We start from the raw sequence: 3,597 nt of genomic DNA on the forward strand, positions 1-3,597 counted from the left end.
CGTCCCGGGCGCGCCGCCGGGCTGGCCGGTCTGGCCGCCGCCCTGGCCGGCCGGGGGCTGCGGCGCGGCCGGCGGGGTCACCGCGTACAGCTCGACGCCCCACAGCGAGTAGCCGTACTTGGTCGCCCGCGCCACGCCCTGCACCCGGAGGTACCGGACGTTGGGCGCGTCGAAGCGCACCGTCTCGTCGCCGCCCTTGCCGTTGTCCACCGTCGCGGCGTCGGTCCAGGTGTTCCCGTCCGCCGAGACCTGGATCTTGTACGAGGCGGCGTACGCGGCCTGCCAGTGCAGCACCGCCGAGCCCAGCCTGGTCGCCTGCGGCAGCTCCAGCCGCACCCAGGCGTCGTCCTTGGCCGGGGAGGACCAGCGGGTCTTCGGGTCGCCGTCGGTGACCGCCGAGGCCGGGAAGTTCGCCGTCTCGTCGCCCGAGGAGGCGGCCTTGGCGCCGAGCGCCAGGTCCGGGCCGCCGGTGGGCGGCACCACGTGGACCTGGAGCACCTGCCGGACGGTGGTGCCGCCGGCCACGAACTGCACCGGCACCCGGTACGTCCCGGACGGCGTCTCCGCGGTGGCGCTGACCAGCAGCGGCACGCCCACCCGGCCGCCGCGCGGCACGGTCACCGGGCCGGCCGGGGCCACGGTCAGGCCCTTGGCGGCGGCTGGCACCTCGGTGCGCAGCTCGCCGGTGGTGCCCTCGGGGCGGCCGGCCTCCACGGTGGCCCGGGTGGTCACGGGCGCTGAGGCGCCGGTGACCACGTCCAGGGCCGGGTCGGAGAGGCTGAGCCGGGCCGCCGGGGCGTCCGCGTACCAGGGGATCACCTGGTTGACCACCGGAGGGTCGCCGCCGGGCTTCCAGGTCAGCCGGAACGCGTCGGCGGGCTGGCCGCCGGCCGACAGCTCGTTGTAGCCGGGCTGCACGGTGCCGATGTCGGCCCAGGTGCCGTCGGCCCGGCGCACCGCGAGGGTGGCGGTGGCGCGCACGGACGGGTCGGTCAGCACGGTGAGCCGGTCCAGCGGGCGGGCCGCGCCGAGCTCGACGGTGAGCGGCTCGTCCATCGCGGTCGGCGCCTTGGCGGCCCGGTACGCGGTGTCCGGGTTGCCGTCCAGCACGGCGGCGGCGGAGGAGCCGGGCACCGCGTCGGGGCCGCCGCTGACGCTGGCCGGGGAATCGTCCGGGGCGGTGACGGTGAACTCGCGCACCGCGACGGCGGTCTTCTGCGCGGCGGTGGCCCGCAGCCGCACCGCCCGGACCACGGTGCCCGGCGGGAGCTGGGCGCTGACCGTCTTCTGGTTCTTGACGGTGGCGAGCTGCTTCCAGCCGCCCTCGCCGGTGGAGTACTCCAGCACGCCGTCGCGGATGTAGTCGTCGGCGGCGGTCCGGGCGTCCGGGCCGTTGCCCCAGCCGCCCATCAGCACGGTCACGCCGCTGACCGGGCGGCCCGCGCCGAGGTCCAGGCCGACGGCGTCGCCGGGCTGCGGGGGAGCGGAGCTCCAGTAGAAGGTGTCGGCCACGCCGTCGGTCATCAGCGCGGGCAGGTGGTCCTGGGCGGTGCCCAGGGTGGTGGTCGGGGTGGCGGCGCCGCCACCCACGCCCGACCAGTTGTCGGCGGCGCGCACGGCACGGTCCAGGAACGGGCCGAGCACCCCGGCGCCGACGGTGGCCGGGGCCCGGTCCAGCTGCTCGCGCAGCCGGTTGAGCTCGACCCGGGCCTTCCAGGCCGCCGTGCCGTCGCCGCCGTGCTGCGCCAGCAGCATGTCGAGGGCGGACTGCCCGGCCAGCCCGTAGTCGCGCAGCGGGCCCAGCCAGGGCGCGGCCTCGCCGGCCAGCTGGGTGGTGGCCGGGGTGCCGGCCAGGGTCTGCTGGGCGGTGGCCATGGTGGCGAAGGCATCCCGCAGCGGGGCGGCGGCCTCGATCAGCCGGGCGAGGTCGGGGGCGGCGCCGGAGGTCGGCTCGGCGGCCGCCCAGAACCGGTCCAGCAGCGGTGCCAGGTAGCCGGACTCCTGCTTGGACAGCGGGGAGGAGGTGCTGTTCCCGGCCAGCGCGGTGACGGCGGACAGCGCCGTCCCGACGGGCGTCGGGGCGGCGCCGGTCGGCCCGGCCAGCGAGCGCACGGCGGCCTGCCAGGACTCGTCCGGCTTGTAGCCGGCCGGGTTCCAGGCGAAGTCGCCGGCCGTCGACACGGCGATCCGGGAGGCCACCGGCTGCTGCATCGCGCCGGTCAGCAGCGCCGCCGAGCGGGTGGCCACCTCCGGGTCGCGCCCGGTGTAGGCGCCGAGGAAGAGCCGGTCCGGGGTGGCGTCGTTGACCGGGTAGTTGTCCATGGTGAGCAGCGGGTGCCCGTACAGCCCGGCGGTGTCCGAGGCCTGGGCGCCGGTGATCTTCTCCGGGATCACCCCGACCCCGCTCCAGGCCACCTGCACGCCCTCCGGCAGGGCCGCCGCCAGCGCCTTGCGGTACGGGGTGGAGCCCTGCTGGTGGTACTCGGTGGGGACGACGGACAGCGGCGCCAGGCCCGGATTCCTCGCGATCAGCCGGTCCTGCACCTTCTTCACCAGCTCGGCCTGGGCCTTGGCGGCCGCGGCGGGCCCGGTTCCGTACTCGTCGCGGTCGTCGCCGCAGTGCCACTCGTCGTAGCTGACGTCCAGGAACTGCAGCTGGAAGGCGGTGAAGCCGAGCTTGCGCAGCCCGTCCAGCTTGTTCACCAGGGCGTCCACGTCCTTGCCGGAGCTGAAGCAGAGGGACTGCCCCGGGTCGATCGCGTAGCCGAGCGTGACGTGGTTCTGCCGTGCCCGGAAGCCCAGTTCGCGCAGCTCCTCGGCCTGGGCCGCGGGGTAGGCGGTGCGCCAGCGGGAGAGCCGGTACGGGTCGTCACCGGGCGCGTAGAGGTAGAAGTTCTGCTTGGAGCGGCCCAGGAAGTCGACCTGCTCCAGCCGCTGCTGCGCGGTCCACGGGGTGCCGTAGAAGCCCTCCGTGACGCCGCGCACCGGGGCGCCGGTCGGCCAGTCCCGCAGCGTGATCCCGGGCAGGCCGAGCCCGGCCGCACCCGGCGCCTGCCCCTGCCCGGCCGGTACGGCGGCGAGCAGCTGACGCAGGCTCTGCGCGGCGTAGAAGGTGCCGGTGGCATCCACGCCGGCCAGCACCACGGCGCCGTACGTCCCGCCGCCCTGGGCGGGCAGCTGACCGGCCGACAGCACGTACCCGCCGGCCGGCATCCCCGCGGTCGTCGGCCCGGCGCCGTCCTTGCCGCCCGCGGCGGCGGACAGCTGCCGCAGCACCCGGTCCACCTCGCCGCCGGCGCCCTCGGCGGGCCCGCCGACGTACACCACCAGCGTCCCGGCGGCCGGCGTCCCGCCGTCCGGACGCGGCGTCACCTCGCCCGCCCCGGCGACCTCCAGCACCTCCTGGACGGCCCGCACCGCGCCGATGTCCGCCTTGGGCGCGCTCACCAGCGTGACGGCAGACGGCACCGCGACGGGCTTGCCCGCCACGGTCTGCTGCTGCGGCTTCGGGAACACCTTCGGGTCGGTCACGCTGCCCAGCGGCGTCTGCGGCGCGGTGCTCACCACGTCCGAGGCCGTCGAGGCGGCCGTGGCCGC

1 protein-coding gene is annotated in these 3,597 nt (G+C 76.7%); it reads right to left on the reverse strand.

The window, feature by feature from the left end; genetic code table 11:
• On the reverse strand, positions 1–3,567 hold a 3,567-nt coding region (locus AE652_RS43285; RefSeq protein WP_159028677.1), incomplete at its 3' end, for a beta-N-acetylglucosaminidase domain-containing protein.
• Between the last annotated feature and the right edge of the window lie 30 nt (positions 3,568–3,597).

Source organism: Kitasatospora sp. MY 5-36 (assembly GCF_001182915.1).
Classification (GTDB): Bacteria; Actinomycetota; Actinomycetes; order Streptomycetales; family Streptomycetaceae; genus Kitasatospora.